This window comes from Bacillus sp. LQ01 (assembly GCF_057624735.1).
The window spans coordinates 149,312-174,315 of sequence record NZ_JBYEZL010000004.1; the positions used below are offsets into that span (position 1 = coordinate 149,312).

The window sequence follows — 25,004 nt, forward strand, 5'->3', positions numbered from 1 at the left end:
ATTTTAGTTTGCTTGGTTTTTTTGTTAAACAGTAGGAGATTCGTTTGATACAAAGATATCTTCATGTTTCTTTGTAGTACTTAAAACAAATTTATGTTGTAGTAATTGTAGTTTAAATAACGCCAAAGGATCATGATATGTTTCTGGATTGCTTCTTAGCGTCGCTAATGTTTGCTCGTCTTCCTGTATCTCAAGTTGAGCTGCATCTACATTTTGTTTCAATATATTAAGTGGATCTTTGAAGAACATCATGATATCACGTTCTAATGCACCTTCAAATACTTCAAATTGAAGGAAGAATTGTTTGGAAATTGTGTGAGCAATTTCTGTATAGTCTTCTGTTTCAATATATTGTTTATATTTGTTGGCGAGCATAGATTGGTTTTTTTGCATATTACCAAATAATTTTCCGGCACTTTTTAAGAAAAACTGTGTCGGTGTAAAGCGTAATAAAATATTGATGTTCGTTACTGTAATTCGATTTGTCATTCGTGCAACATCTCGATTCCAATCATCTAATAATTTGAAATCGCAAGGAAGTTTCATACGTTCTTCTTTATATAATTTATTAAACGTTTCACTCATTTCATCTAAATAAGCTTGAGCTTGAATAAATTCATTATGTGCTGTTTCAATCCATTCTTGAATAGACCCAGTAAATTTAGGAAGAAGTACCTGTTGTACATGCTTTTGAACACGTTCATTCATTGCAGCATTTAATTCTTCATGAACTAGTTTGAAATCACTATCTTCTTGAACAAGATCAGAGCAACTCTGTAATAATTCAGGAATTTGAGAATGTATATCTCGTGTAATTTCTTCTTTCGTTAAAAGATAGGATTCGGTAATAGAGCGAATTTTATCTTTTTCAAGAGCAGTAAGGTTATTAATAAATCCAGTAAGTTTCACTGAGATGTGTTTATTCCAGCGTACGGATTTTACTAATGTATTTTCTAATTCCACACGTTCATTTATGAGATAAGCAATTGTCTTTTGTGTAAACCATATTAGCTTTTCTATACGTTCTTTTTCTATATCGCGTTTTGCAAGATTAGAGAGAATAGATTCTGTTACATCTCCAAGTTGCTGGCTACTCTCTTGCGAAGGAGAGTATGGGAAGAATTGTGCATCTGGAAAATGTACTTTAAGTTTACTAATTAGTTTTTCATTAGTAGTCGTATTATTTGTGTGTAATACGAAGTGAATTTGTAAGTTTGGTACTTGTTCACGTAAATAAATTAATGTATCAATTTCTTTACTATGCAATGGTGAAGAAGAATTTAATACGTAAACAAGACTATCTGCTGCTTGTAAGTATTCAAAGTATGCATTGTTTTTATCCAATTGCTCTTGAATGGATGGTGTAAGAAGAAATGTAAACTTATTTTTTCTTAAAAACCTACTTGGTAGCTTAATTTCTATACATTTTTTCTCAAGTTCTGACTGAGCAGATGTAGCCGTTATTTGATGGAATTCATCAAGGTTAGGGATATTTCGTATATCTAACTCGGTAAATTCTGTTATTTCAGTTTGACTAGCGTCTTTAAATAGAATAGGAGTTGTTAAAGTTTCAGTTAAGATGTTCTCTCCCAATATTGAATTAACAAATGATGTTTTATCATGGTCACTAGTTCCAGCTATTAGTAGTGGTGTGACATTTAAATCACATAGTTCATGGACTAGTAGCGTAAATTGATGACTTAAATCTACATCATTTTTCTCAGCCCATACAGCGATTGTTTCGAATAAATGAGAAACTGTTTCCATATTTACATCTGCTTCAGCTGATGTATTAGAAAGTAAGGATCCAGCACTTTTTACGAGTAATGATTCTAAAGTTGTAGGTGAGACTTCATTCCATGCTAACACTGCTGCAGAGACAACTAGAGAATCTTTTGCTTTCGTTAAACTAAACCAATTTGTTAATAAATTTGGTACAAGTCCGTTTAATTCATGCATAAAATGATTTCCGGTAATTAATGCAAAGTATGTTTCTTGATAGCGAGTAGAAATTTCATTCCAATCGTCATTATTGTCTGTTTCAATATGCAAGAATAAATGATTAATACTTTGAATCCAAGGAAGGTATAAGGATTCATGTTGATAGCTATTCCAAAGAGCAATAACAAGCTCTTTAAATTGAGCTTGATCAACAGCATATAGAGCTTTTAAAGACTCATAGAAATATTCAGGCTTAATATTTTTTGTAAGTCCTTTGTTTATGTAATTTATTAACGTATCAAACCAGTGTAAAGATTGTGTTCGAATACCTTCTTGAACAGCTAGTTCGATAGCGTTGTTCCAATCTTCTTGTTTTTCATAGAAAGAACGTGCAATTGCAGTAATATTTGGATAATCCGGTTGGAATGCAACAGCTTCACTAATCGTCTTAAAAGCGAGTCCTAAACGATCTTGTTCGATATAAAGAGAAAGAAGTTGTAAGGAAACCTCCATCGTAAGAGTTGTATCTTCCGTTTGAATAGATTGATAAATTTCTTCTGCCTTTGGTAAGAATCCTAGTTCAAAATAAGCATCTGCAATATTTTTTGTCGCCCAAAGTGCAAGAGCATTATTTACTTTTTCCCATTTAAATATAGCTGCTTCAAAATCTTTATTTTGATAATAAAATTCACCTTGAGCAAATCGAATATTAGAAATGTTGGAGAATTCATTTTTAGATTCATTTATATATGCTTCACCGAGTACTTCCGATGCAGGAGTAGAAGTTTCTTCTGTTAAAAATGTTTTATAGTAAACTTTTTGAATAAATTGATTTTCAATGGTCATGTTCGTTCCCCCCTGTATAATTTAGAAAAATGATGTCGTATGTAAAAGGGTGTATGTTCTTTTAATAGGTAGAAGTTGCATTATATAGACCAAACTATGTTTTTGCTAGATATATCATTTTTCTTGAGAGTTAAACCGTTGCGAAAAGTAACTTTCCTTTATTGTAACAAAAAAACACGCATATGAATTTTTATTTTTTATCGGGTTATTTGCGGGCAGTAAGAATCTAATCTCAAAATTGTTGAATGTAAGTAAGTTATGTGGGAGTCGGGATGTCTGTAGAAGCAAGATTGGCATAGGTTAATAATTAGTAGAGGATGAACAAAACTCCCACTGATTAAAGTTTCACTTTATCTCTGTTAAAGGAAAGAATAGAAGTAGAGTTCATTATAAAAACAATGTATAGTGAATATGTATACCATGTTTGCCTTAAAGATAGAAAGGGTACAATGTGGAATAACGATCGTGCATAGGATGTGTCTTCCGAATGGAACAACATATTGGCGAGTTAATCGCGCATTATGGCTATTTTGGAATTGTTATAGCTTTGGCTGGTGGTATTGTCGGATTACCGATACCAGACGAGTTTTTATTGACCTTTGTTGGTTATAATGTTTCAAAAGGAGTTATGTCAGGAACTGCTGCTTTTTTAAGTGGGATGGCTGGTGCGATGTTAGGGATCACGTTAAGCTACATATTAGGTTTAAAACTTGGGCTCCCTGTTTTAAAGAAATATGGGCCGAAAATTAGAATTAAAGAACATCACATTGAAAAAACACATATTTTATTTGAAAAATATGGGCCATTTCTTTTAATGATTGGTTATTTTATACCGGGAGTACGTCATTTAACGGCATATTTTGCTGGGGTATCAAATTTGACACTTTGGCGTTTTTGTTTGTACGCTTACGGTGGTGCGCTCATTTGGATAAGTGTTTTTATTGGGCTTGGCTGGAAGTTAGGCGAGAAGTGGCGCTTCGTTGAGTATAGTTTACATCATTATGGAATATGGATTTTATTAATTTCAGCAGTTGTTACATGTGTTGTATGGTTGTACATAAAGAAAAAGAAAAACCGCTAATAGCGGTTTTTTTAGCTGAAAGCAATAAATAATACACCAGCTGTAATAAAGACTACACCAACACCGGTCATAAAGTTTAACTTTTCACCGAGGATAATCATAGCGAGAATGATAGAAAATACGACGCTTAATTTATCGACAGGAGCTACTTGTGAAACCTTTCCTGTTTTGAGGGCAAGAAAATAAAATAGCCATGACGAAGCACCTGCAACCCCACTTAATGTGATAAATAGCAGTGCTTTTTTATTTAGCAGTACGTCGCCGATATTTTGAAATTTACCTTGTATGATAATAACGCCTATCATAAATAATGCCATAATAATAGATCGAATTGTTGTTGCAACGTTTGCATCGATGCCGTCTAAACCAAACTTTCCAAAAATAGATACAAGGGCAGCAGCAATTGCTGATAATAGTGCAAATAAGAGCCACGAACTCATAGTAAAATTCCTCCAATCTTACAGTATTATACATGAAAATGATTCTCATGTATAAAGTTGAAGCAATTGAGCTTTATAGAAAGCGCGACTTCAACTTAACTTCTTGCTCCACCTGAATTTTAAGGTGGGAGTTTTACTGCCTGTAAATAGTGGGCTAAATAACGAAATAATCCCCACCTTATATTTTTAATAAGGTGGGGATTATTATACTACTCTGCAATTTCCTCATATAAAAAGTACGTTACATTATAAATATGTTCTACTTCATCGTCTGTCATAAACAATAATTCGTCACGCTCAATCCCTTTTTTCTTTTCAATAAACTCAATCATATTTTTGCGTTCTTCTCTCTTCATCAATTTTATTTCTCCCCTCAATCTGTTTTAATACAGTTTATTTAAGTTACTGCTATTATATAACAGAATCTTTGGAAAGTTCCACCTATTTTATTATTTTTTTTAAAAGAACTTTTCGACAAAACAAGCCCACCTAAGGGGGGGCTTGTTTTATTTTATAGTCGTAAAAACTCAGGCTCCGTCGTACCCGCACCATCAATGTAATAAATTGTGTCGGGATTGATTTTGATCAATACGTAATTAGGGTCTTCAGGACCGAGTAACCAACGTTTTAAGCTATTATTCCAAAACTTGTTTTTTAATGTTGAGTCTTCCTCGATTGAAGCTAACCCTTCAACTTCAATATAATCTTCATCTAATTTTTTTCCTTCTCGTCCGAGTAGTACATGGACATTAGGATTTTGTTCAATATCTGTTATCTTTTTTGATTGTCGATCTGTTGCAACATATAGTACAAAATCTTCATGGAAAAACATCATAAAGGCGCTATGAGGTTTCTCATTTCGTACTGTAGATAATACACCAGTACGTTGACCTTGAATAATAGTTGCGATTTTTTCTTTTAAGTGCATAATTTTAACCCCTTTTCACAATTTATAATTCTGTCTGTTTAAACAAGATAATTTAAATATCTTTCATACTGTTTTCTTCAATCCGATTTTTTAAACGTAATTGTGATGAAATCGGACAAGTTAGGAGAAGAATAATAATAATATTGAGGAGAAATACATACGATGGAAGGATGAAAAGCATGTTTAATAAAATATTTCTTATAGTAGCGCTTATAGGTGTACCACTATCTGTACTTGGAAAAACACTTCATTGGCCAGAAACAATTATGTTCGCTGTGTATTGTATTACGATTATCGCATTAGCTGGTTTTATGGGGAGAGCAACAGAGAGTCTAGCAATTGTTTCTGGTCCTAGAATAGGCGGATTATTAAATGCTACTTTCGGTAATGCTGTTGAACTTATCATTTCAATTTTTGCACTTCAAGCAGGGTTAATTGAAGTGGTGTTAGCTTCTTTAACCGGTTCTGTACTTGGAAATTTATTATTGGTAGGAGGGTTATCTTTCTTTGTTGGAGGTCTTAAATACAAAAGACAAAGTTTTAATGTATATGATGCAAGGCATAATTCAGCTTTATTAATATTTGCTGTTGTTGTGGCCTTTGTTATTCCAGAGATCTTTTCAATGAAGATGGACGCTGGCAAGACGTATCAATTAAGTATAGGTGTTTCTATTATTATGATTATCATGTACCTTGCTGCATTACTATTTAAGTTAGTTACGCACCGTGGTGTATATCAACATAAAAGTGACGAAGTAGCGCATGAAGAAGAGCCAGAGTGGTCAAAAGGGAAGGCGCTCCTTATTTTAGCGATAGCAACACTGGCAGTAGCTTATGTGTCAGAGGCACTCGTACATACTTTTGAAACTGTTGCAAAGTCATTTGGTTGGTCAGAGTTATTTATAGGGGTTATTATCGTTGCAATTGTTGGGAATGCAGCGGAACATGCGTCTGCAATTATTATGGCTTATAAAAATAAAGTAAATATTGCAGTCGAAATTGCAATAGGCTCTACATTACAAATCGCCATGTTTGTTGCTCCTGTATTAGTATTGCTATCTATGTTCTTCGCGCAAAGGATGCCTTTAGTATTTACTATACCAGAACTTGTGTCTATGATTACAGCCGTTTTCTTAACGATTGCGATTTCCAATGATGGAGATACAAACTGGTTTGAAGGTGGCACTTTACTAGCGGCGTATGTCATTATGGGAATTGGTTTTTATTTATTATGAAAAATAGGCATAACAATTGCGCTCAGAGAAAACAATAAACGAAGTAGTATATATACCTACATAGGAAGGAGCCAGACAGGTGAAACGAGTATACAGCATATGTCTTTCAACTATGGTCTCGTTTATTTTATTATTTCCTAACATGAGTTTTGCAAAGACAACAGTAGGAACAAAAATGCCTTCATCTGTTTTAAATATTTCAAAAGACAATACATTTCCAAATGATGCGCAAGATTTGCCACGTTTACAACCAAGTAAATTTGCTCAAGAGCTATTGAAAACGGCTAATATTAAAATTGAAAATCCAGACTTAATTCGGATGTTTAATGAAACGACAATTTCAAATGCGCCGCTTGCAGTAGGGTATCGGGCAAAAATTTATTTGGGTCAATGGGCTTTACATTATGAATCAGTAGACACATCGATTAATTGGGAATATAAACAAGTGAATCGAAATGTGTATGATAATCGCGGAGGAGACCGTTTATATCCACTTCGCTATAAGCAAGAAACACAAAAGACGGTTGAAGGCGATTTAACAGCAGATATGAAAGATGCTGCAGATGTGAAAAAAATGATGCTTCTCAAAGCACTTGAAAAAGTACAATTACCCCTTTCGTTTAAAACGACCATTGGTTATGGTACTGGACATGAGCGTGTGTATAATATTAGTCCGAGTCAACTCGGATATTTATACGCTTATACACCAGCAGTAAATGAAAAAGGAAAAGTAACATTTGGAGAAGTGTATCTTGTATTAAAGGGAAATCAAAAAAGACTTGTTGTGAAAAATATTACTTCTCAAGGAATTGGAGCTGCTATTCCAATTCATGATCATTTGTATTTTAAATTCATTTCTTCTTCCCACTCGCAATAACATGAAAAAACGTCAGCTTATAAGCTGACGTTTTTTTATAATGTAATGTTTGCTGTTTTTGATAAGAAATCTTCTGTCGGATAGTAGCTGTTTTTTACAAGAACATTTGGTCCAAGACATTTTACTGCAGGACAGTGACAGCTTAATGATTTTGCAGTTTTTGAAGCGCTCCATTTTTCATACGCTTCTTGTAATGTGTTTGTTTGTATGTTTCCTAGAAGTGGAACATCACCAAAATCAGTAACGATAATATTGCCATCAAAAATATTTACATTTAAGCGTGAACGACCATCTGGATCGTTACGAACAGTTACATTTTTGCTCTCTTGTAACTTTTTAAATGTGGCAATGTCTCGCTCGTCATCGCTACAAGCATAGAAAGGTAAAGTTCCAAATAACATCCATACATTTTCATCGCGAATTTCTAGTAAATGCTCAATCGCATCACGAATTTCAGCTTTTGTTAAAATCTCTAGATTACTCGCGAAGTCACTTGGATACATTGGATGAACTTCATGACGTTTACAGCCCATCTCTTCGACGATTTGGCGGTGAATATGTTCAATATGTGGTAGAGTTCTTTTGTTTAACATTGTTTCGGCAGATACAAGTACACCTGCATCTGATAGAGCCTTACTATTTGTAATCATTCTTTCGAATAATTTTGCACGTTGTTCGTAAGTAGGCTTACGCTCCATCATTGCAAATCCGCCTTCAACGAAGTCATCAATTGTTCCCCAGTTATGAGAGATATGCAATACGTCTAAATAAGGAATAATCTGTTCGTAACGTGCTAAATCTATAGTTAAGTTAGAGTTGATTTGAGTGCGAACGCCTCGTTCATGGGCATATTTTAAGAGTGGTGTTACATAGTTGTCGACGGATTTTTTTGAAAGCATAGGTTCTCCGCCAGTAATACTTAAAGAACGTAAATGAGGAATCTCATCTAATCGTTTTAATAAAAGATCCATCGGAAGCGGATTTGGGTCTTTCGGCTGTAACGTGTAACCAACAGCGCAATGCTCACAGCGCATATTGCATAACGTCGTCGTTGTAAATTCAACATTTGTTAATAGTAGTTTGCCGTACTCTTCAAGGTCCATATACGCTTCCCATGGATCGTAAGAAGGAGTAATCGGCTTCATTTTTTGTGATATCGTCATATGAAATACTCCTTTGACTATTGAAATAACAATTTGTCCATTCTCTATAATAGAAGAATATGTGCTTTTTATAAAGTGAAACTTTTTAGCATGAAAAGAGAGAGGGCTTACATTATAGTGGATGACTGTGACAAAATTGATGAAATTTCATGCCCATAGCAATCGTTTTTGCGGTATAATAAAAGCAACTCGAATTAAAAGGAGAGTGCCTTCATGGGAAAAGCAATTCAAGATAAAGATACACAATTAGTATATTTAAAAGAACGTTTAAATATGTTCATTGAAGTAATTGATACAATTGAACCCGAAGAAGTAGAATTAGAAGATGTAGATCGTCTTCTTGCAATGTTAGATGAATTAGAATTAAAATGTGAGCAATTTAAAAAAGACGAATAATATATTAAAAAGGCTACCAATTCCAATTTGGTAGCCTTTTTCTGTTCGGGTAATAGAAGGACGATAGAAAAAGAGGTATAATCAAGTTGTGAAAAATTTCATTTATGCTCTAATAGCGTGAAATAAATAGCTAAAGAGCATAACAATTGAATTTTCAGCTCATAACGTTTTGGTAGCGTTCACAATTGAGGGGGAAGTAACAATGGAAAAGCTTCAAGAAAGCATGTATCAACTAATTGTTGAAACGTCAACGAACTTACCGAAAGATGTTCGTCGTGCGATTCAACAAGCGAAAGAGCGAGAAAATGCAGGGACTCGTTCTGCGATGGCACTTGGCACAATTACAAATAATATTAAAATGGCTGATGATAACATCTCGCCGATTTGCCAAGATACAGGGATGCCAACGTTTAAAATTTATACACCAGTTGGTGTGAATCAATTAAAGTTGAAGGAAGCTATCTATAATGCGCTTGAGCGGGCGACAAAAGATGGTAAACTTCGTCCCAATTCTGTTGATTCTCTTTTTGGAGATAATAGTGGAAATAATTTAGGACCAGGTACGCCGGTGATTAAGTTTGAACAATGGGAAAAAGATTATATTGATGCACGTTTAATCCTAAAAGGTGGTGGCTGTGAGAATAAAAATATTCAATATAGCTTACCGTGTGAACTAGAAGGACTTGGACGAGCTGGCCGTGATTTAGAAGGGATTCGTAAATGCCTTCTTCATGCAGTATATCAAGCACAAGGGCAAGGATGTAGCGCTGGTGTAATTGGTGTTGGTATCGGGGGAGACCGCACATCAGGTTATGAATTAGCAAAAAATCAATTATTCCGTACATTAGATGATGTCAATCCAGTACCAGAGTTACAACATCTTGAAGAGTACGTATTAGAAAATGCGAACAAGCTTGGCATTGGTACGATGGGATTTGGCGGAGAAACAACTTTACTTGGTTGTAAAATTGGCGTCTATAATCGTTTGCCAGCTAGTTTCTATGTATCTGTTGCGTATAATTGCTGGGCATATCGTCGCCTTGGTGTGAAAATTCATCCTGAAACAGGAGACATTATGGATTGGCTATATCAAGAAGGGGAAGATACACTTCAGCATGAAGTACAAGAAAAAACAGAGCAACGTGAGATTGTATTAGAAGCACCAATTACAGAAGAGCAAATTCGTGAACTTCGCGTTGGTGATGTTGTAACAATTAATGGCATGATGTATACAGGTCGTGACGCAATCCATAAGCATTTAATGGATAATGATTGTCCAGTAGATTTAAATGGACAAATTATTTACCACTGTGGTCCAGTTGTTGTGAAAGATGACAATGACAATTGGCAAATTAAAGCGGCAGGTCCAACGACAAGTATTCGTGAAGAACCGTACCAAGGCGATATTATGAAGAAATTCGGTATTCGCGCTGTCATTGGAAAAGGCGGTATGGGTGCGAAAACATTAGCGGCTTTAGAAGAACATGGCGGTGTATATTTAAACGCAATCGGTGGTGCAGCGCAATATTATGCTGAATGTATTAAAGAAGTGAAAGATGTTGATTTCTTACAATTTGGTATTCCAGAAGCAATGTGGCATTTACGTATCGACGGGTTTAAAGCAGTTGTAACGATGGACTCTCATGGTAATAGCTTACATGCAGATGTTGATAAAACATCACTTGAAAAATTAGCTAGCTTTAAAGAGCCAGTATTTAAGTAAATAAAAAGTGCATCTCGAATGATTCGAGATGCATTTTTTTGGTATATATAGAAAAACATGTTCAGCATGAAAGAATGCGTTGCAACAGAAACTACAAGTACGATTATATATGGAAAGGAGACTATTTATGAAATATAAATGGTTATATATCGGTCTCATTTTTTCAATTATGATGGCACTTGTTCCAGTTTCAGCACTGGCTTATACAAATACTCCACATAACTGGGGAATCCCGCGTCCTAAAAATGAAACAGTACCAGATGCAGGAAAGTTATATACAGATTTACTACAAAAAAATGGCGGGTTTTATTTAGGAGATACGAAGAAAAAAGATATTTATTTAACATTTGATAATGGATATGAGAATGGATACACAGGGAAAATATTAGATGTATTAAAAGAGAAAAAAGTACCAGCAACTTTCTTTGTAACGGGACATTACATTAAAACACAAAAAGATTTATTGTTAAGAATGAAGGATGAGGGACACATTATTGGAAACCATTCTTGGAGTCATCCTGATTTTACAGCGGTAAATGATGAGAAACTTCGTGAAGAATTAACGAGTGTAACGGAAGAAATTAAAAAAGTAACTGGGCAAAAAGAAGTGAAATATGTACGTCCTCCGCGCGGTGTATTTAGTGAAAGAACGTTAGCTCTTACGAAAGAAATGGGCTATTATAATGTATTTTGGTCACTTGCATTTTTGGATTGGAAAGTGGATCAGCAAAGAGGATGGCAATATGCGCATAATAATGTTATGACGATGATTCATCCAGGATCTATTTTATTACTTCATGCAATATCAAAAGATAATGCAGAAGCACTTGCAAAAATCATTGATGATTTGCGCGAGAAAGGGTATCATTTTAAAAGTCTAGATGACTTAGTAAAAGGCAATCAACCGTAAGCATGTATGCTTACGGTTTTCTCATGCTATAATGATGTGTAAAAAGGATGGGGAAACGTATGTGGAGCGAGCATGTTACGTTAGAGTATCCGTATCATTTTGAAGAAGTATTAAAACGTTTATCTTTTGATCCTCTTAACGTCATTCAATTAGATGAGAAAGTTATTTATATCCCGCTTTGTATAGACGAGGAACAGGTTGTTGTTCGCTTACAAGGGATTGGTACTGTTCAAAATCCACAGTTTTGGATTTCTAGTCAGACAGGAGATCCAGAGAAAGTCATGAAACGAATGAGAGCCATTTTTCATTGGAATGAACCGTTTCAAGATATACAAAATCATTTTTTAAACACATCATTACGTCCACTATTTGAAACATATGCTCATACTCCAATTATTTTAGAATTTGATTATTTTGCTTGTCTGCTTCGCTGTATCATTCACCAACAAATAAATTTGAAATTTGCTACTGTGTTAACAGAACAATTTGTGAAACGGTATGGAACAGAGAAGAACGGTGTATTCTTTTTCCCCACTCCGGAAATAGTAGCAAATATTTCAATAGAAGAATTGAGAGAGCAGAAGTTTAGTCAGCGAAAGGCTGAATATATAGTAGGATTAGGTCGAAGTATTGTCAGTGGTACATTAAATTTAGCGAGTATAGAAAATGGGACGGAAGAAGACATTTCAGCACAATTGTTGCCAATTAGGGGAATTGGTGCATGGACAGTGCAAAACTTTTTAATGTTTGGGCTTGGACGGAAAAATATGTTCCCGAAAGCGGACATTGGGATTCAGCGTGCAGTGCAAGGTATATTTCAATTAGATGATAAACCTGATGATGCATTTTTAGAAAAATTGAAACAAGAGTGTGAACCATACTGCAGTTATGCAGCGTTATATTTATGGAAAAGTATAGAGTAGAGGTGTAATAATGATACAAAAGCAACATGAGAGTAAGTTGGAAGTTGGTCAAACGTTTCCTGTGACAATTAAACGTCTTGGGATTAACGGAGAAGGCGTTGGTTATTTTAAGAGACAAGTTGTTTTCATTCCAGGGGCATTACCAGGAGAAGAAGTTGTTGCAGAAACAACGAAAATTCAGCGTGGCTTCGCTGAAGCGAAAGTGAAAAAAGTTCGTAAAGCTTCACCGCATCGTGTGAAAGCACCGTGTCCAGTATATGAGGAGTGTGGCGGTTGTCAGCTGCAACATTTAGATTATAAAGAACAATTGAATCAAAAGCGTGATATCGTTGTACAAGCATTTGAGAAGTACATGAAAAATAGTATGGAAGAGAAAATTCGTCCAACGCTTGGCATGGAAAATCCATGGCATTATCGTAATAAGAGTCAATTACAAGTGGGGCGTAAAGACGAAAAGGTTATTACAGGGCTATATAAACAAAACTCACATCAGTTAATTGATATCGCTCACTGTATGATTCAACATAAAGCAACGAATGAAGCGACAAAAGTTGTAAGACGTATTTTAGAAAAATTAAATGTTTCTATTTACAATGAGAAAAAACAAAAAGGTTTAGTACGCACAATTGTAACACGTACTGCAGTTCAAACAGGTGAAGTACAAGTTACACTTATTACAACAAAAGAAGAATTACCAAATAAAGAACAATTTATTGCAGAAGTACAAAAACAGATGCCAGCGGTTAAATCAATTATGCAAAATGTAAACTGGCGTAAAACATCTGTTATTTTTGGCGACAAAACATTTAAATTAGCTGGAAAAGAAGTAATTCAAGAAACACTTGGTGATTTATCATTTGAATTATCAGCACGTGCGTTCTTCCAGTTGAATCCAGAGCAAACCGTTGTTTTATATAATGAAGCAAAAAAAGCCGCTGCGTTAACAGGCGATGAGAAAATTGTAGATGCGTATTGTGGCGTTGGTACAATCGGTCTTTGGCTTGCAAATGATGCAGCGGAAGTACGTGGTATGGATGTAATTCCAGAAGCGATTGCAGATGCAAGAAAAAATGCAAAGCGTCACGGATTTACAAATACGAAATATGAAGCAGGTAAAGCTGAACAATGGTTACCGAAATGGGTAAAAGAAGGATGGCGTCCAGATGTAATTGTTGTCGACCCACCACGTACAGGTTGCGATGATAAATTACTGGAAACAATTTTAAAAGTGAAGCCGAAACAAGTTGTGTACGTGTCTTGTAATCCTTCTTCATTAGCACGTGATGTACAAGCATTAATGAAGAGCTATGAAGTGGAGTATGTGCAACCAGTTGATATGTTCCCGCATACAGCTCACGTAGAAAATGTAGTGAAGCTTGTTAGAAAGTAAAGTTTATTAATATTCCCTCATGGTATGAGGGAATATTTTCTATGAAGGAGAATATTATGCATAATTATAAATTAACAATTCAGTACGATGGCGCACGTTTTAAAGGATGGCAACGTCTCGGTAATAACGATAATACAATTCAAGGAAAAATCGAAAGTGTCATATCTGAAATGGTCGGAAAAGAAATTGAAATTATCGGTTGTAGTAGAACAGACGCTGGTGTACATGCTTTGAATCAAGTTGCTAACTTTCAAAGTGATGAGAAGTTAGTGGAACATAAAGTGAAAAAATATTTAAATCAATATTTACCTAATGATATTAGCATTACGAATGTGGAAGAAGTACATGATCGTTTCCATGCTCGTTACAATTCTAAAGCAAAAACATATCTGTATAAAATTTGGAATGAAGAGCATACAAATCCATTTATGCGTAAATACAGCATGCATGTGAATAAAAAATTAAATGTGAAAAGCATGAAAGCAGCTGCGAAACATTTAGTTGGTTCACATGACTTTACTGCTTTTTCAAATGCGAAATCAAAGAAAAAATCTATGGTTCGAGAAGTATATACACTTGATGTGATGGAAGAGGCAGGGTTTGTACAAATTAGAGTAAGTGGTAACGGCTTCCTTCATAATATGGTAAGAAAAATTGTCGGGGCATTAATTGAAGTTGGATTAGGACAATTAGACGCTGAAGCAATTCCAAACATTTTAGAGGAAAAGCAGCGCAATCAAATTAATTGTCTTGCTGAGGCAAGTGGGTTGTATTTAGAGAATGTTGAGTTTTAATGGCAAATAAAAAAATCGGGCTAAGTAGCTCGATTTTTTTAGTATTACGAAGATTTCTCGTTTTTTATACGTAGCTTCAAATTCCAAAAAGCAGCAAGCATAATAGCTGCAAAGGAGCCGCTAATTGTTCCTAATAGCTTTGCATAAGGAAAGCTACTCATATCACCATTAATGAATAACATTATACATAGAACAGCAGGGAGAAGGTATAAGTAGTGTAATAACTTTAATTTTTTATCATTACTCATATATATAGCCCTTTCTAGCATGTTATATTTTTATTATAACATATTTTTCCAAGTTATTTTTTGCACTTGGAGACATGTTTATTTCATATGTGTAAATGCAGTTTTTTAATTCGATATTGTAAGTTTTGCCTACTTAATCCTAAAAATTTTGCAGCTTGTGAGATGTTGCCATGATGTTCTTTAAGAATTTGGTTAATGTAGTTCTTTTCCATTTTTTCTATTGTGTGTTTTAAAGTTTTAGGTGCATCAGTATTGTGATTAGTTAGTGCATGTTGCATATTGAATTCTGTTTTTATTCGTTCACGAAAGCGAGTAGGCATATGAAACGCTGTAATGATGGTTTCATCTTCTATCAAGTTCATGGAACCTTCAATTATATGTTCCAACTCCCGTACGTTTCCAGGCCAATCGTATGCATAGAAAAATTCTCTTACATTTACATCTACATCGGTTACATTGAGCCCAAATTGAGTATTATATTTTTCAATAAAGTGCTGAACAAGATCTGGAATATCTTCTTTTCTTTCACGTAAAGGCGGAAGACATAAAGTAACGACGCTTAATCGATAATATAAGTCTTCTCTTAATCGATTATGTGCGATGGCTTCGAAAGGATCTTCATTGATAGTTGCTATAATACGAACGTCAATTTCTTTTTCGTGTGTGCCTCCGATTCTTCGTATTGTTTTTTCTTGTATAGCTCGCAGTAACTTCGCTTGAAGTGCTGGACTTAATGAGTTGATTTCATCTAATAACAAAGTTCCTCCGTTCGCTTCTTCGAATAAGCCTGATTTATCTATTGCTCCTGTAAAGGCACCTCGATTTGTGCCAAATAGTAGGCTTTCCATTAAGGTATCAGGTATAGCGGCACAGTTTTGTGAAATAAAGGGTTTGGTTGAACGCTGACTTTCATTATGGATGCTTTGTGCAAATAGTTCTTTACCAGTGCCTGTTTCCCCTACGAGAAGTATGGAGGAAGATGTACGAATTACTCTTTTTCCTTCTGTAATGATTGATTGAATGGCTTCAGAATCACCAATTATGTGATCAAAGGTAAATTTAGTGCTTTGTTTTCGAGAAGGACTTATTTTTATCGTTTGTTTTAAGTTACTAATTTCTTTTGATATTTCAATAGCGCCTTTAATTTTTCCATTTTCTATTATAGGGAAAGTATCGTTAATCGTTGTAATTTCTTGTCCTTTATTGTTAAAATACGTTTGTTTTATATTTTTCTTTGTTTTTCCAAATTTTAATGCCTCTATAAGAGTACTATTTTTATTTTCTTCAAATGCAAATATTTCTAAAGGACTTTTATATAATACATCTAAGCGATCCATTGATTCAATTTCCATCATTTTGCGGTTATAGACAATCGTTTTACTTTCCTCATTAATAATATGAATCCCGATATCGAGTTCATTGAGTAAAGTTTCATATAGCATATTCATTTCAATAATTTGTTTGAAATTAATTTCTTCTGTATGCATGTAACATCTTCTCCTCATTTTACCCTATGAAGACTGACTTTTTATAATTTTATTAAAATTCTTATAAAATCGCAAAAAATTTTTGCTATTTTTCGTTTAAAACTTTTTAAATGATCGAAAAATTTTGCGGTTGTGCACATTTTTTTGTATGAAACTCTCATTTAATACATGAATTAGAGACTTGGTACGTATTTTGCATAAATAATATTCGAAATCTCTAGAGGGGAGAATATGACTTTTTACAGGATATACAACGTTTTGGTGTCAATTAATAAGAGGGAGGAATTTATAAAGTGAAGACAGTTATAGAAGGTGTGTATAGTCCTTGTTATGGAAAAGTAGAGAAGTTATTTGTGACGGAAAGTTCTTACGTATACGAGTGGGAGAAATTAGCATTAATTGAAACAATAGATAAACAGAAAGTAGAAATTAAGATAGGGATCAGTGGTTATATTGAATCATTAGAAGTAGTAGAAGGACAAGCTATTGCTGATCAAAAATTATTAATAACAGTAAGGGATGACCTTTTAGTAACAGGCAGTGATTAATGTAAGTGACGTGTATTTTTGCTCTTTTAAATCATTATTTTTACACTGAATACTTTTAAAAACGCTTACATTAAATGGGTTGGCAAAGTGAAAAGGGGGGATTTATATGATGGATCAAAACCAAGGATTAAAAAGAGAATTGAAAAGTAGGCACATATTTATGATTGCACTCGGTGGAGTTATTGGTACAGGACTTTTTTTAGGGTCAGGTTATACGATTCATGAGGCTGGACCTGGAGGAGCAATTGTAGCGTATCTTGTCGGTGGATTTGTAATGTATTTAACGATGCTCTGTCTTGGAGAATTAGCTGTTGCGATGCCTGACGCAGGGTCTTATCAAACGTATGCGACAAAGCATATTTCCCCTGCAGCAGGTTATGTAGTGGGATGGATGTCGTGGTTAAACTGGTCTGCTACGATAGGTATTGAATTAATTGCAGTTAGTATTTTGATGAAACGTTGGTTTCCTGATGTACCGTCATGGATTTGGTGTGTAGTGTTCGCGGTACTGCTCTTTGCTATTAATGCGTTATCTTCAAGAAGTTTTGCGGAAGTGGAATTTTGGTTTGCAAGTATTAAAGTAATTACAATTATTGCATTTATTATTTTAGGCGGGGCGGCAATGTTTGGTTTTCTAGATATGAAAGGAAATGAACCAGCACCGATGTTCTCTAGCTTTACTGATTACGGGGGACTGTTTCCGAATGGATTATCAGCCATTTTAATTACGATGATTGCAGTTAATTTTTCTTTCCAAGGAACAGAACTAGTTGGTATTGCAGCAGGTGAGAGTGAAAATCCAGAGAAAACGATCCCGAAGGCAATTAACAATACAGTTTGGCGTATACTTGTTTTCTTTGTACTATCTATTTTTATTCTTGCTGGACTATTCCCTTGGCAGCAAGCAGGAGTAATAGAAAGTCCATTTGTAGTTGTATTTGATAAAATTGGTATTCCTTATGCAGCTGATATTATAAATTTCGTTATTATTACAGCAGTTCTATCCGTTGCGAATTCAGGATTATATGCAACTTCTCGTATGCTATGGTCTATGTCTAATCAAGGAATGATTAGTCCGATTTTTGGTAAGTTATCTAAAAACGGTGTTCCTATTTATGCATTGATTGTAAGCACAATTGTAGGTTGTCTCTCATTATTATCAGGTATTTATGCGGAAGATACAGTTTATTTATGGCTGCTTTCTATCGCTGGATTTGGAGCGATACTAGTTTGGGCATCTATTGCTCTATCTAACTTATTAGCTAGAAGGTCATACATAAAGCAGGGCGGGGATGTCAAAGACCTGAAATTTAAAACACCGCTGTATCCATTCGTACCACTGCTTGCGTTAGTATTAAATGTAACAGTAATCGTTGGCATGGCCTTTATTCCAGAACAAAGAATGGCATTGTATTGTGGTATTCCATTTATGATTGTTTGTTTACTGTTTTATCGTGCTACAAGAAATAAGGGAAGTAATGTAGAGCATATTGAAAAGACAAATACAACGGAAGTAGAGAGTTTATAATAGTGATCAATTAGGAGACTGTAAAATTGTAAACAGTCTCTTTTTTTGTGAAAATAAAGCTGGAAACATACTATGTATGCAAAGGGGAATTAGCGATGAATCGAGAAATTTCGCAGTTGTTAAAACAAATAGATTCAAGGAAAGAGGAATTGTTAGAACTTACAAAAACATTAATTCGTTTTGAAACACCAGCACCGCCAGCGAGAAATACAAATGAAGCGCAAGAATTTGTTGCAGAGTTTTTAAGAAAACGAAATTTTAGTATTAATAAATGGGATGTATATCCGAATGATCCGAACGTTGTTGGGGTAAAAAAAGGAATAAAAAGTGACTCATATAAAAGTCTTATTATTAATGGGCATATGGATGTAGCTGAAGTGTCAGCAGATGAGGCGTGGGAAACAGATCCATTTGATCCATTTATAAAAGATGGCTGGTTAGTTGGACGTGGCGCAGCAGATATGAAAGGTGGGCTGGCTGGAGCGCTATTTGCCATTCAACTTTTACAAGAAGCTGGTATTGAATTACCTGGAGATTTAATCTTTCAATCAGTAATAGGGGAAGAAGTTGGAGAGGCAGGAACACTTCAATGCTGCAGGCGAGGTTACGATGCTGATTTTGCAGTCGTAGTGGATACGAGTGATTTGCATATGCAAGGGCAAGGTGGTGTCATTACTGGATGGATTACAGTGAAAAGTCCGCAAACGTTTCATGATGCAACGCGCAGACAAATGATCCATGCTGGAGGACGTTTATTTGGAGCGAGTGCGATTGAAAAAATGATGAAAATTGTGCAGAGCTTACAAGAATTAGAGCGTCACTGGGCAGTCATGAAAACATATGAAGGCTATCCATCTGGAACAACAACAATTAATCCAGCTGTTATTGAGGGGGGAAGGCATGCGGCGTTTATTGCGGATGAGTGCCAGTTATGGATAACAGTGCACTTCTATCCGAACGAAACACATGAACAAATAATAAAAGAAATTGAAGAATATATTGGAAAGGTAGCAGCTGCCGATCCATGGTTAAGTGAAAATCCGCCACAATTTAAGTGGGGCGGAGAATCAATGATTGTAGATCGTGGTGAAATTTTCCCTTCATTAGAAGTAGATAGGGAACATGCAGCTGTAAAAAAACTTAGCTCAGTACACGAGTCTATTTTATCAAAAAATGCAATTTTAGATATGTCTGCAACGGTAACTGATGGCGGTTGGTTTAGTGAGTTTCATATTCCAGCGATTATATATGGACCAGGTACATTAGAAGAAGCACATTCTGTAAATGAGAAAGTTGAAATTGAACAGTTAATTGAATTTACAAAAGTAATAACAGCATTTATATATGAATGGTGCCACACGAAAAAATAGATTTGTATAGTAAAATCGTACGAGTATGTATACTTGTACGATTTTTTAGTGAACTATTTCAGAGGTGAAAATAAACAACTGAAATAGTTCTTTATTTTGCTATGTCTTTCGTTTTATTTCAAGTAATTTCTCTTTTGCTAATTCAACGGCGATCGCATCATCTAAATAGCCAATTGGAAAGAGATAGTCGGGAATAATATCTGTCGATAAAATGAAATACAGTAATGCGCTTCCAAGAACTGCACGTTCTTCTTTTGAAATGGTTTCATTGCAAAATTGTTGATACATATCTGTTAATTGTTCAATAAAAGGACCAGCACTATCAATTTGCTCTAATTTGCTTGCGAAACTGTCATGAATACGTTTTTCGCCTTCTGTTGTCTGGGCATAGCGTTCGTAATTTTCGAGTTCTTGTTTTACGCGAGTTGTAGTGTAATCGAAATCGAATAAGTTAGAGGATTGCAGCGTTTGCTGAATGGTATCAAGAGATGTGTACATATCTGTTTTTTCTTTATTAATGTGAGGAGAATCAGGGTACATTTCATCAAATAACAATTGGGGTGGAACTTGAAGACATTCTGCAAATTTTTGTAGATGTTTTTGTTTTGGTGGTTGTTTACCATTAATAATTCTTGAGACTGTTGCAGGATCAATATTTGTAAGTATTCCTAGTTGGCGCATAGATAAGGCGCGTTCTTTTAAAAGTTTTTTTATTAATTTGCCAAGCCGATCATTCGGGTTTTCATTAGCCATAGTGTAGGCACTCCTTTTTTAGTGTTGAAAAAATATTGAGCATTTATTACAAGTATATGAAACAGACAGGCACAGTTGCTCAACATTTTCATAATATGCATTGAAAAGTGAGAAAAAGGGGTGACTATTTATGAGTACGGTAGGCTTATTTTCAATTTTTTTAATCGGGATCGCTTCTAATTTAGATAATGCAGGTGTTGGAATTGCATATGGCATTCGTAAAATTCGTATTTCGTGGTTTAACAATTTTATCATCGCATTCTTTGGATTTTTATTTACTTTACTAGCTGGATTTTTTGGAAACTGGATTGCGTTATTTATTTCAGAGTTTACAGCAAATCTGATTGGAGCAATCGTTTTAGGGATAATCGGTGTGTTTATTTTATGTCAGCCTTTCTTGGGCCAAAAAAATACTGCAGGTTCTAAAGATGATAATGTACTTATGGGAATTTTACGTGATCCGGAAAAAGCAGATTTTGATGGTTCTAAAACAATTAGTTTCTCAGAAGCAATTGTTTTAGGAGTTGCGTTGTCTATTAATAATATTGCAGGTGGATTTGATGCAGGGGTAACAAATTTAAATCTTTGGCTTACAGCGACTATTTCTGGGGTGTTTAGTTTTATTTGTATTAGTGGTTTTGCGTATGTAGGAAAACGATTTTTAGCAGAATACTTAGGGAAATGGGCGACAGTTATCGCAGGAGTGTTATTAATTCTTATTGGGATCGATCAGTTGTTGTAAGGAGAGTAGAAAACAAGGTTCGAGTATTTCCTTGGAAATACAGCAAGAGATTGCATATATCGACGTACTTTTCTCCATACTAATACGGATTTCTTTTAAGAAAGGGGGATTTGTATGGGACGCGGGAAAGCATTTGATCATAAGAAAAAAGGGCATGATCATCAACCACCTAAAGGTGCGTTCATTCATAAAGATGTAAATGAACATACTTTGGAAGAGGAAGAGCTACCAGTAAATATTGAGGCGTATAAAAATAGTTTAAAAAAACATTAAAAGCACCTACATAGGTGCTTTTTTACCGTATATCTTCAATTAATTGTTCGGATTCTTCATGCATACTGTACTCACTTAATACTTGAATGCAAAGCCACTTTAATTCCTCAATCGTATGCTCAAGTTCTTCAGGAAGCACATGATAAATGTCTTCAAGTCCCATCCCGAAATGAATAAGTTCAAGTACTTGATCATCGATGTTCCGATCCATTAATAATTCAAGTACTTCTAAATTGAATATGTATCGGTGAGCTTCGTCGAGTGAAACAACTTTTAACTTCAAGCTTTCTACAATACTCAGTATAAAAAGAAGGATTGTTTTTTCAAGAACAGGTTGTTTTCCCATTTGAAATATTAGTTTCATCTTTCACACCTCCACATATAGCGCTAGGTTGTACTATATTATTCAGGAGGGGGGAACAAATATGCATGATATAGAGAAACTTTCAGCACTGTTTTTGTAAGAGGATTGATAACTGACAAAAGTGAGGTTTTGGCGAAATAAAAAATCCTGCTAGTATAGCAGGATAACTCGCGATTAAAAAATGCTCCAACCTTCTTGAGCAGAAAGAAGTTCAAGGATTTTAAAACCGGCAATACTATTTCCGTTTGCATCTAAAGCTGGTCCGAAAATACCGATTCCCATGTCTCCTTTTACGCAGCCAAAAATACCACCGGCTACACCACTTTTTGCAGGAATACCAACACGAATTGCAAATTCACCAGATTCGTTATACATACCACATGTGACCATAAATGTTTTGCAAATTTTTGTAATATGCTTAGGGATAATTTGTTTTTTCTTATATGGATCATATCCATCCATTGCAAAAATTAAGCCGATACGTGCTAAATCGATGCAGTTTACTTCAACTGCGCATTGACGAGTATATAAATCCATAAGTTCTTCAATATCACAATCGATAATTCCGTTTTGTTTCATATAATAACAAAGTGAACGGTTTAGGTAAGCTGTCTCTAGTTCTGAATCGGCAACTTTAGAGGAATAATTAATAGTAGGATTATCTGTTATTTCACGTACAAAATGAAGAATACGTTCCATTTTTTCCTCGTTATCTTTTCCTGCTAACATGCTTGTAATAGCTAAAGCTCCTGCATTTATCATTGGATTAAGGGGTTTGGACGGACTTGTCGTTTCTAACTTAATAATAGAATTAAATGGGTCACCCGTTGGTTCCATTCCAACTTTAGAAAATACATATTCTTCACCACGGTCTAAAAGGGCAAGGGCAAGTGTAATTACTTTGGAAATACTTTGAAGAGTAAATAGTGTTTGTGAGTTGCCTGCATGGATATATTCTGTTTCTTTATGGAAAATGGCAATCCCTAAATCGTCTGGATTTGCATTTCCTAGTTCGGGGATATAAGTAGCAAGTTTTCCTTTTTTCGTATATGGTTTTACTTGTTCTAACAACTGTTGTAAGTTGTTTGTTTCAATGCACTGCATAGTACCAACGCTCCTATTTTGAATTAACTAAGTTTACTTTTCCCGATATGCTCGGAAATAAATAATAACATGAAAAAGTGGAATGATAAAACGAAAGTTCAATGTGCTATAATAGGTCTTTCGTTTCGAGTATTCTGTATTTTAAAAAGGAGAATTTTCCTTTTATATAACAGTTTGGAAATAGGAGATTTATCCATAAAAAGTTCAGAAATAAAAACTACACATCTATACAACTATATGTTATTATGGTTATGTAATAGAAAGCGTTTTCTAAAGCGTACTTATAATGATAACGATTTCATAAATTTAATTAGGGGGAATTAAAATGTTGCAGTTTTTACAACGTATTGGTAAAGCTTTAATGCTTCCGATCGCAGTACTACCAGCAGCAGGATTATTGCTTCGTTTAGGGCAACCAGATGTATTTGATATTCCTGTTATGGCACAGGCCGGCGCAGCAGTTTTTGATAACTTAGCACTTATTTTTGCAATTGGTATTGCAATCGGTCTTTCAGTGGATGGTAGTGGTGCAGCAGGTCTTGCAGGTGCAATTGGTTATCTTGTTATGAAAAATAGTATTGATGCACTTAGCAAAGGGTATTCAACTGCTGAATTACAAGGTAAATTAAGTAAAGTCCAAGATTTAATAGGTAATAGCGCAAATGTAGATCCATCTAAGCTTGCGGATACAATGACACAAGTATCTAAGGCTGCTGAATTATCGACTAAAGTAGATATGAAAGTCTTAGGTGGTATTATTGTTGGTGTTATAGCAGGACTTCTTTATAATAAATTCCATAAGATTAAACTTCCAGAATGGTTAGGTTTCTTTGCTGGAAAACGTTTCGTTCCAATTGTTACATCAGTCGTGATGCTGATATTAGGAATTCTATTTGCACAAATTTGGCCAACAATTCAAAATGGTATTGATGCATTAGCTCATGGAATTGTTAATTTAGGTGCAATTGGTTCAGGATTATTTGGTTTATTAAACCGTTTATTAATCCCAATTGGTTTACACCACGTAATGAACACATACTTCTGGTTTGTATTTGGGGACTTTACAAATGCAGCAGGTAATGTTGTTAATGGTGATATTGCTCGTTTCCTTGCAGGTGACAAAACAGCAGGTATGTTTATGACTGGTTTTTTCCCAGTTATGATGTTCGGTTTACCAGCAGCATGTTTCGCAATGATTGCAGCTGCTAAACCAGAAAAGCGTAAAGCAGTTACTGGTATGTTAGCTGGTCTAGCATTAACTTCATTCTTAACTGGTATTACAGAGCCTATTGAATTCTCATTCATGTTCTTATCACCAGTATTATATGGTATTCATGCTGTATTAACAGGTCTTTCTTTATTCATTACAACATCGCTTGGCATTCATGATGGTTTCTCATTTAGTGCCGGTGCAATCGATTACGCTTTAAACTTCGGTATTGCAACAAAACCAGTCTTACTAGCAGGTATCGGTTTAATTTACGCAGCAATTTATTTCATAGTATTCTACTTCTTAATTAAGAAGTTCGATTTAAAAACTCCTGGTCGTGAAGATGACGATGAGTTAGTTGAAGATGGTGAGGCACCAGTTGCAGGTTCAATCGGTGAAACTTACGTAGCAGCTTTAGGCGGAAAAGAAAACTTAACAGTTATTGATAACTGTGCAACACGTCTACGCTTACAAGTAAAAGATGCTGGTCAAGTAAATGAAGCAGCATTAAAACGTGCTGGTGCAAAAGGTGTTATGAAATTAAGTAATACAAGTGTACAAGTTATCGTAGGTACAAATGTTGAATCTGTTGCCGATGATATGAAAAAACACGTATAAATAATGAGATAAGAGGATGTCCAAAAAGATTGATAAAATCAATTTTTTAGAGGATATCCTCTTTTTTTTGTTAATAATTTAACGGGAATCTTACTTTTGTAAATTTTCTTTT

General features: G+C 34.8%; 25 protein-coding genes and 1 pseudogene. 16 read left to right on the plus strand and 10 right to left on the minus strand.

Going from position 1 to position 25,004, the window contains the following annotated elements; genetic code table 11:
- Window positions 1-24: 24 nt before the first annotated feature.
- Window positions 25-2,787: a tetratricopeptide repeat protein gene (locus AC22L0_RS24190; RefSeq protein ID WP_087966455.1), complete on the minus strand. Its 2,763-nt coding sequence runs from the start codon at window positions 2,785-2,787 to the stop codon at window positions 25-27.
- Window positions 2,788-3,274: 487 nt separating this feature from the next.
- On the opposite strand from AC22L0_RS24190, the gene AC22L0_RS24195 reads away from it, so the two are divergent.
- The gene (locus tag AC22L0_RS24195; RefSeq protein WP_000434878.1) at window positions 3,275-3,868 is read left to right on the plus strand and encodes a DedA family protein; all 594 of its coding nucleotides are present in this window, start codon (window positions 3,275-3,277) and stop codon (window positions 3,866-3,868) included.
- A gap of 11 nt (window positions 3,869-3,879) precedes the next feature.
- On the opposite strand, the gene AC22L0_RS24200 is transcribed toward AC22L0_RS24195, so the two are convergent.
- The 3 genes from AC22L0_RS24200 to AC22L0_RS24210 form a co-directional block, all read right to left on the minus strand.
- Window positions 3,880-4,308, minus strand: coding sequence for an EamA family transporter (locus AC22L0_RS24200; protein WP_000100296.1), 429 nt, complete (start codon window positions 4,306-4,308; stop codon window positions 3,880-3,882).
- A 209-nt stretch (window positions 4,309-4,517) separates the two neighbouring features.
- Window positions 4,518-4,664 carry a BH0509 family protein gene (locus tag AC22L0_RS24205; protein WP_000817786.1) on the minus strand — a complete coding sequence of 49 codons (147 nt, stop codon included), beginning with the start codon at window positions 4,662-4,664 and terminating at the stop codon, window positions 4,518-4,520.
- A gap of 155 nt (window positions 4,665-4,819) precedes the next feature.
- Window positions 4,820-5,236 (minus strand): pyridoxamine 5'-phosphate oxidase family protein, encoded by a 417-nt coding sequence (locus tag AC22L0_RS24210; protein WP_000550220.1) that lies wholly within the window; start codon window positions 5,234-5,236, stop codon window positions 4,820-4,822.
- 179 nt (window positions 5,237-5,415) lie between these two features.
- Between AC22L0_RS24210 and cax the strand changes: the two genes are divergently transcribed.
- Both cax and AC22L0_RS24220 read left to right on the plus strand, forming a co-directional pair.
- Window positions 5,416-6,471: a calcium/proton exchanger gene (cax, locus tag AC22L0_RS24215; protein ID WP_000482133.1), complete on the plus strand. Its 1,056-nt coding sequence runs from the start codon at window positions 5,416-5,418 to the stop codon at window positions 6,469-6,471.
- A 79-nt stretch (window positions 6,472-6,550) separates the two neighbouring features.
- A complete protein-coding gene (locus AC22L0_RS24220; protein WP_002102695.1) occupies window positions 6,551-7,348 on the plus strand; it encodes a YfkD famly protein in 798 nt (265 codons plus the stop codon).
- Window positions 7,349-7,383: 35 nt separating this feature from the next.
- On the opposite strand, the gene yfkAB is transcribed toward AC22L0_RS24220, so the two are convergent.
- The gene (gene yfkAB / locus AC22L0_RS24225; RefSeq protein WP_000156023.1) at window positions 7,384-8,511 is read right to left on the minus strand and encodes a radical SAM/CxCxxxxC motif protein YfkAB; all 1,128 of its coding nucleotides are present in this window, start codon (window positions 8,509-8,511) and stop codon (window positions 7,384-7,386) included.
- A 213-nt stretch (window positions 8,512-8,724) separates the two neighbouring features.
- Here yfkAB and AC22L0_RS24230 point away from each other — a divergent pair, with 213 nt between their 5' ends.
- The 6 genes from AC22L0_RS24230 (at window position 8,725) to truA (ending at window position 14,647) form a co-directional block, all read left to right on the plus strand.
- Window positions 8,725-8,907, plus strand: coding sequence for an SE1561 family protein (locus AC22L0_RS24230; RefSeq protein WP_000513558.1), 183 nt, complete (start codon window positions 8,725-8,727; stop codon window positions 8,905-8,907).
- Between the two features lie 202 nt (window positions 8,908-9,109).
- Window positions 9,110-10,630 (plus strand): class I fumarate hydratase, encoded by a 1,521-nt coding sequence (gene fumA, locus AC22L0_RS24235; protein ID WP_000413520.1) that lies wholly within the window; start codon window positions 9,110-9,112, stop codon window positions 10,628-10,630.
- 127 nt (window positions 10,631-10,757) lie between these two features.
- Window positions 10,758-11,540: a delta-lactam-biosynthetic de-N-acetylase gene (pdaA, locus tag AC22L0_RS24240; protein ID WP_000875956.1), complete on the plus strand. Its 783-nt coding sequence runs from the start codon at window positions 10,758-10,760 to the stop codon at window positions 11,538-11,540.
- Between the two features lie 59 nt (window positions 11,541-11,599).
- On the plus strand, window positions 11,600-12,463 hold the full coding sequence (locus AC22L0_RS24245) for a DNA-3-methyladenine glycosylase family protein (protein ID WP_000269418.1): 864 nt from the start codon (window positions 11,600-11,602) through the stop codon (window positions 12,461-12,463).
- Window positions 12,464-12,473: 10 nt separating this feature from the next.
- Complete coding sequence (gene rlmD, locus AC22L0_RS24250; RefSeq protein ID WP_000615200.1) at window positions 12,474-13,853, plus strand: 23S rRNA (uracil(1939)-C(5))-methyltransferase RlmD; 1,380 nt, start codon at window positions 12,474-12,476, stop codon at window positions 13,851-13,853.
- Window positions 13,854-13,909: 56 nt separating this feature from the next.
- A complete protein-coding gene (gene truA, locus AC22L0_RS24255) occupies window positions 13,910-14,647 on the plus strand; it encodes a tRNA pseudouridine(38-40) synthase TruA (protein WP_000553118.1) in 738 nt (245 codons plus the stop codon).
- A gap of 44 nt (window positions 14,648-14,691) precedes the next feature.
- On the opposite strand, the gene AC22L0_RS24260 is transcribed toward truA, so the two are convergent.
- Window positions 14,692-14,895: a hypothetical protein gene (locus AC22L0_RS24260; protein ID WP_000063854.1), complete on the minus strand. Its 204-nt coding sequence runs from the start codon at window positions 14,893-14,895 to the stop codon at window positions 14,692-14,694.
- Between the two features lie 83 nt (window positions 14,896-14,978).
- Entirely contained in the window at window positions 14,979-16,382 is a 1,404-nt protein-coding gene (locus AC22L0_RS24265; protein ID WP_000556689.1) for a sigma-54 interaction domain-containing protein, read from the minus strand.
- A gap of 293 nt (window positions 16,383-16,675) precedes the next feature.
- Here AC22L0_RS24265 and AC22L0_RS24270 point away from each other — a divergent pair, with 293 nt between their 5' ends.
- From AC22L0_RS24270 to AC22L0_RS24280, 3 genes are all read left to right on the plus strand, one after another.
- On the plus strand, window positions 16,676-16,930 hold the full coding sequence (locus AC22L0_RS24270) for a biotin/lipoyl attachment domain-containing protein (RefSeq protein WP_000859489.1): 255 nt from the start codon (window positions 16,676-16,678) through the stop codon (window positions 16,928-16,930).
- A gap of 106 nt (window positions 16,931-17,036) precedes the next feature.
- Entirely contained in the window at window positions 17,037-18,458 is a 1,422-nt protein-coding gene (locus tag AC22L0_RS24275; RefSeq protein WP_000969250.1) for an amino acid permease, read from the plus strand.
- Window positions 18,459-18,553: 95 nt separating this feature from the next.
- Window positions 18,554-19,828 carry an acetylornithine deacetylase gene (locus tag AC22L0_RS24280; RefSeq protein ID WP_001078357.1) on the plus strand — a complete coding sequence of 425 codons (1,275 nt, stop codon included), beginning with the start codon at window positions 18,554-18,556 and terminating at the stop codon, window positions 19,826-19,828.
- Between the two features lie 99 nt (window positions 19,829-19,927).
- Here the strand turns inward: AC22L0_RS24280 and AC22L0_RS24285 are convergent, their stop codons facing one another.
- On the minus strand, window positions 19,928-20,581 hold the full coding sequence (locus tag AC22L0_RS24285; protein WP_001262772.1) for a DUF1232 domain-containing protein: 654 nt from the start codon (window positions 20,579-20,581) through the stop codon (window positions 19,928-19,930).
- Window positions 20,582-20,711: 130 nt separating this feature from the next.
- On the opposite strand from AC22L0_RS24285, the gene ytaF reads away from it, so the two are divergent.
- The gene (gene ytaF / locus AC22L0_RS24290) at window positions 20,712-21,323 is read left to right on the plus strand and encodes a sporulation membrane protein YtaF (protein ID WP_000108728.1); all 612 of its coding nucleotides are present in this window, start codon (window positions 20,712-20,714) and stop codon (window positions 21,321-21,323) included.
- 114 nt (window positions 21,324-21,437) lie between these two features.
- Window positions 21,438-21,596: a hypothetical protein gene (locus AC22L0_RS24295; protein WP_000532409.1), complete on the plus strand. Its 159-nt coding sequence runs from the start codon at window positions 21,438-21,440 to the stop codon at window positions 21,594-21,596.
- A gap of 22 nt (window positions 21,597-21,618) precedes the next feature.
- Here the strand turns inward: AC22L0_RS24295 and AC22L0_RS24300 are convergent, their stop codons facing one another.
- Entirely contained in the window at window positions 21,619-21,960 is a 342-nt protein-coding gene (locus tag AC22L0_RS24300; RefSeq protein ID WP_000766604.1) for a DUF3969 family protein, read from the minus strand.
- A 174-nt stretch (window positions 21,961-22,134) separates the two neighbouring features.
- Window positions 22,135-23,064 (minus strand): glutaminase A, encoded by a 930-nt coding sequence (gene glsA / locus AC22L0_RS24305; protein ID WP_001149850.1) that lies wholly within the window; start codon window positions 23,062-23,064, stop codon window positions 22,135-22,137.
- 69 nt (window positions 23,065-23,133) lie between these two features.
- Between glsA and AC22L0_RS24310 the strand changes: the two are divergent.
- Window positions 23,134-23,248: pseudogene (locus AC22L0_RS24310) on the plus strand (transcriptional regulator).
- A 141-nt stretch (window positions 23,249-23,389) separates the two neighbouring features.
- Window positions 23,390-24,892 (plus strand): N-acetylglucosamine-specific PTS transporter subunit IIBC, encoded by a 1,503-nt coding sequence (nagE, locus tag AC22L0_RS24315; RefSeq protein WP_000938903.1) that lies wholly within the window; start codon window positions 23,390-23,392, stop codon window positions 24,890-24,892.
- The last annotated feature ends 112 nt before the right edge of the window (window positions 24,893-25,004 follow it).